Source organism: Paracoccus panacisoli, assembly GCF_042435015.1.
Classification (GTDB): domain Bacteria; phylum Pseudomonadota; class Alphaproteobacteria; order Rhodobacterales; family Rhodobacteraceae; genus Paracoccus; species Paracoccus panacisoli.
Genome location: NZ_JBHMQU010000030.1, coordinates 1 through 3,130 on the forward strand (window position 1 = coordinate 1; position 3,130 = coordinate 3,130).

Annotated in this window: 4 protein-coding genes; 3 read left to right on the forward strand and 1 reads right to left on the reverse strand. The window is 74.4% G+C overall.

The features are described 5' to 3' along the window. Positions 1 to 470: 470 nt before the first annotated feature. The gene (locus tag ACFHYO_RS07620; RefSeq protein ID WP_036703970.1) at positions 471 to 896 is read right to left on the reverse strand and encodes a universal stress protein; all 426 of its coding nucleotides are present in this window, start codon (positions 894 to 896) and stop codon (positions 471 to 473) included. A gap of 191 nt (positions 897 to 1,087) precedes the next feature. Here ACFHYO_RS07620 and ACFHYO_RS07625 point away from each other — a divergent pair, with 191 nt between their 5' ends. From ACFHYO_RS07625 to ACFHYO_RS07635, 3 genes are all read left to right on the forward strand, one after another. Then, positions 1,088 to 2,380, forward strand: a complete 1,293-nt coding sequence (locus ACFHYO_RS07625; protein ID WP_052171962.1) for a sarcosine oxidase subunit beta family protein — start codon at positions 1,088 to 1,090, stop codon at positions 2,378 to 2,380. Positions 2,381 to 2,447: 67 nt separating this feature from the next. Next, positions 2,448 to 2,687, forward strand: a complete 240-nt coding sequence (locus tag ACFHYO_RS07630) for a hypothetical protein (protein WP_036703968.1) — start codon at positions 2,448 to 2,450, stop codon at positions 2,685 to 2,687. Between the two features lie 171 nt (positions 2,688 to 2,858). Then, entirely contained in the window at positions 2,859 to 3,128 is a 270-nt protein-coding gene (locus tag ACFHYO_RS07635; RefSeq protein ID WP_394319507.1) for a hypothetical protein, read from the forward strand. The last annotated feature ends 2 nt before the right edge of the window (positions 3,129 to 3,130 follow it).

Here is a 3,130-nt window from a genome sequence, read left to right on the forward strand (position 1 = left end):
GCGCCCAGCGGCCGCCCGCAGCCGCTGTCCGCGCCCCCGCGCGCCCCGCGAGGCAGCGCGCTCGGGCATCGGTTCAGCCGGCCGCCCGCGCACACCCTAGGGCGATCCGGGCGCACCACCGCCTCACGCGCGAGGGCCTGACGCCGCGGGCGACACCGCGTCCGGACCGCCCCACGGTTCCGGGCCGGCGCAGCCTCCGCCGGTGGACGCCGTGCCGGCCCGCCCCCCCCCGCGCGACGCCGCCCCCACTCGGGCTGGACGCAAATATCCCCGCCGGAGGCATCCCACGCTGCCACTCGCGATGCCCTGGGGCAGGGCGCCGCGCCCAAACGCTGCCGGCCCGACGAGCCCTGCATTCCACGGCCGCCGCCCGGCGCCGGGCGCCGAATCTCACACGGCCGGGGCCACCATCGCCTCGGCGCGCCGTCTCCCGAACTCCGCCAAGCCAGACGCCCGGCGCCCGCCCCGCCTCACGCCACCGGCGGCACCAGCACCACCGGCACGCCGGCCCGGGCGCTCACCGCCTGCGCGACCGAGCCGAGCACCCGGTCGATGGCGCGTTCCCGGCGCTCGCCCATGACGATGGCCGAGGCGCCCAGCCGTTCTGCCGCGGCGAGGATCTGCTCGTCGGCGTCGCCATAGGCCACGTGCGTCCCGACCGGGCCGCCGACGACGTCCTGGGCCCAGGCGTCGGCGCGGTCGGCGGCCTCCTGCATCAGGCTCTGGCGCAGCTCGGCATAGGCGGGGCCGTGGGCGGCGTGACGCATCCCCTCGACCACGAGGATCAGCGCCAGACCCGCGCCGCGGGCGGCGGCCTCGGCCTGGGCTGCGGCGAGGATATGGGCCTGCGCCTCGATGTCCGAGGGGTCGAGCGCGACGAGGACGGGGGCGGTCATGGCGAATCCTTTCTGAGCCTCGGGGCTGAGCGGACCACAGATGGCGGCCGCCCCGCAAGCTGATGCCCCCTGCGCGGCGCGGGCGCAATGTCGCAACCGTTCCATTGCCCCGTCGCAAAGCGCCTTGCCGCGCGGCCCCGCCCGGCCCCAGTCTGGGCGCCAAGTCCCGATTTGCAGCACAGGCTTTGCCGATGGCCGACGCCCGCCCCCCGCTTTCGCCCGCCGCCCCCGCACGCTCGGGGCGCTATTCGGTCTTTGCCATCGCCCGGCAGGCGATGAGGCTGCACCAGGGGTGGGGCCGGGCCTGGGCCTCGCCCGCGCCGCGCAAGCGCTACAAGGTGGTCATCGTCGGCGCCGGCGGGCACGGGCTCGCCACCGCCTATTACCTTGGCAAGAACCACGGCATCACCGATGTCGCGGTGATCGAGAAGGGCTGGCTCGGCGGCGGCAACACCGGCCGCAACACCACGATCATCCGCTCGAACTACCTGCAGGACCCGTCGGCGGCGATCTATGACAAGGCGCTGAAGCTTTACGAGACGCTGAGCCAGGACCTGAACTACAACGTCATGTTCAGCCCGCGCGGGCTGATCATGCTGGCGCAGACCGAACACGAGGTGCGCGGCTACCGCCGGACGGTGAACGCCAACCACCTGCAGGGCGTGGCGACGCGCTGGATCGACCCGGCCGAGCTCAAGCGGCTGGTGCCGATCATCGAGATCGGCGGCCCGCGCTATCCGGTGCTCGGCGGGCTCTACCAGGAGCGCGGGGGCACTGCGCGCCATGACGCGGTCGCCTGGGGCTATGCGCGGGCTTGCAGCGACATGGGGATGCACATCATCCAGAACTGCGCCGTGACCGGGGTGGACACCGCCGGCGGCCGGGTCCGCGCGGTCGAGACGGCGAAGGGGCGGATCGAGTGCGACAGCCTCGCCATGGTGGTCGCGGGCCATTCCTCGGTGCTGGCCGGGATGGCCGGGTTCCGCCTGCCGATCGAATCGATCGCGCTGCAGGCGCTGGTCAGCGAGCCGATCAAGCCCTGCCTCGACGTGGTGGTGATGGCCAACACCGTGCACGGCTATCTGTCGCAATCCGACAAGGGCGAAATGGTGATCGGCGGCGGCACGGACGGGTTCGTGAACTACACCCAGCGCGGCTCGTGGCACCATGTCGAGGAGACCGTCCGGGCGCTGATCGAGACCTTCCCGATGCTCTCGCGCCTCAAGATGCTGCGGCAGTGGGGCGGGATCGTGGACATGACCGGCGACCGCTCGCCGATCCTGTCGCGCACCCCGGTCGAGGGGATCTACGTCAACTGCGGCTGGGGCACCGGCGGGTTCAAGGCGATCCCCGGCTCGGGCTGGGCGATGGCCGAGCTGGTGGCGAAGGGGACGCCCGGGCCGCTCGCCGCGCCCTTCGGGCTCGAACGCTTCGCCGAGGGGCGGTTCATCGACGAGAGCGTGGCGGCGGGGGTGGCGCATTGATGCCGCTTGCAAAATCCACGGACTGGCGGCATCCGGCTGGCATATTCACCAGCACGGAGGGCCTGACATGGCCACCAACAACGAATCGAACTCGGGCCTGTGGTTCCTCATCGGCGCCGTCATCGTCGCGGTCGCGGCGATCGTGTGGTACCTCAACGCCGGCGGCGCCCCGGCCGGCGGCACCAACGTCACCGTCGAGGCCCCCGCAGCCACCGCGCCTGCGGCCCCGGCTGCCCCGGCTGGCGGCACCGCCGAGACCACCAGCTCGACCACCACGACCACCACGACCGCTCCGGCGACCAACTGAGCCTGCCCCGGCCCCTGCGCTGCGGCGCGGGGGCCGGACGCCGCGCCCTGCGGCCTGCGCCGGCGGTTGGCCGCGGCTGACCGAAGTCAAGGCCGCCGCCCCGGGCGCGCGGCACTCTCGTGACGGGCGCCCCGCTTCGGGCCGCCGCGCGTCCAGCCTCGAGGTAGCGTCATGGCCGATCCCCGCTCCACCCCTCCCGCCCCGCGCCGCGGTGCCGCCGTCTGGCCGCTGGTCATCGGCGCGGCCGTCGTCATCCTGGCCGCGGTCTGGTTCTTCACCTCGGGCGCCGACATCGAGCCGCCCCCGCCGACGCCGTCCAGCCCGGCCGCCACCGGCGCGCCGGGCGAACCCTCCGGCGTCACCGGCTCTGGCCCGCAGCCCGGCGCCCCGGTCGCCGCCCAGGCGCCTGCCGGCTCGGCCACGGTGCCCGTCCGGCCCTGAGG

Excerpts from the sequence above, each read along its gene's own strand:
- ACFHYO_RS07620 (WP_036703970.1), bottom strand. The coding sequence starts at position 896 with ATGACCGCCCCCGTCCTCGTCGCGCTCGACCCCTCGGACATCGAGGCG.
- ACFHYO_RS07625 (WP_052171962.1), top strand. The coding sequence starts at position 1,088 with ATGGCCGACGCCCGCCCCCCGCTTTCGCCCGCCGCCCCCGCACGCTCG.
- ACFHYO_RS07630 (WP_036703968.1), top strand. The coding sequence starts at position 2,448 with ATGGCCACCAACAACGAATCGAACTCGGGCCTGTGGTTCCTCATCGGC.
- ACFHYO_RS07635 (WP_394319507.1), top strand. The coding sequence starts at position 2,859 with ATGGCCGATCCCCGCTCCACCCCTCCCGCCCCGCGCCGCGGTGCCGCC.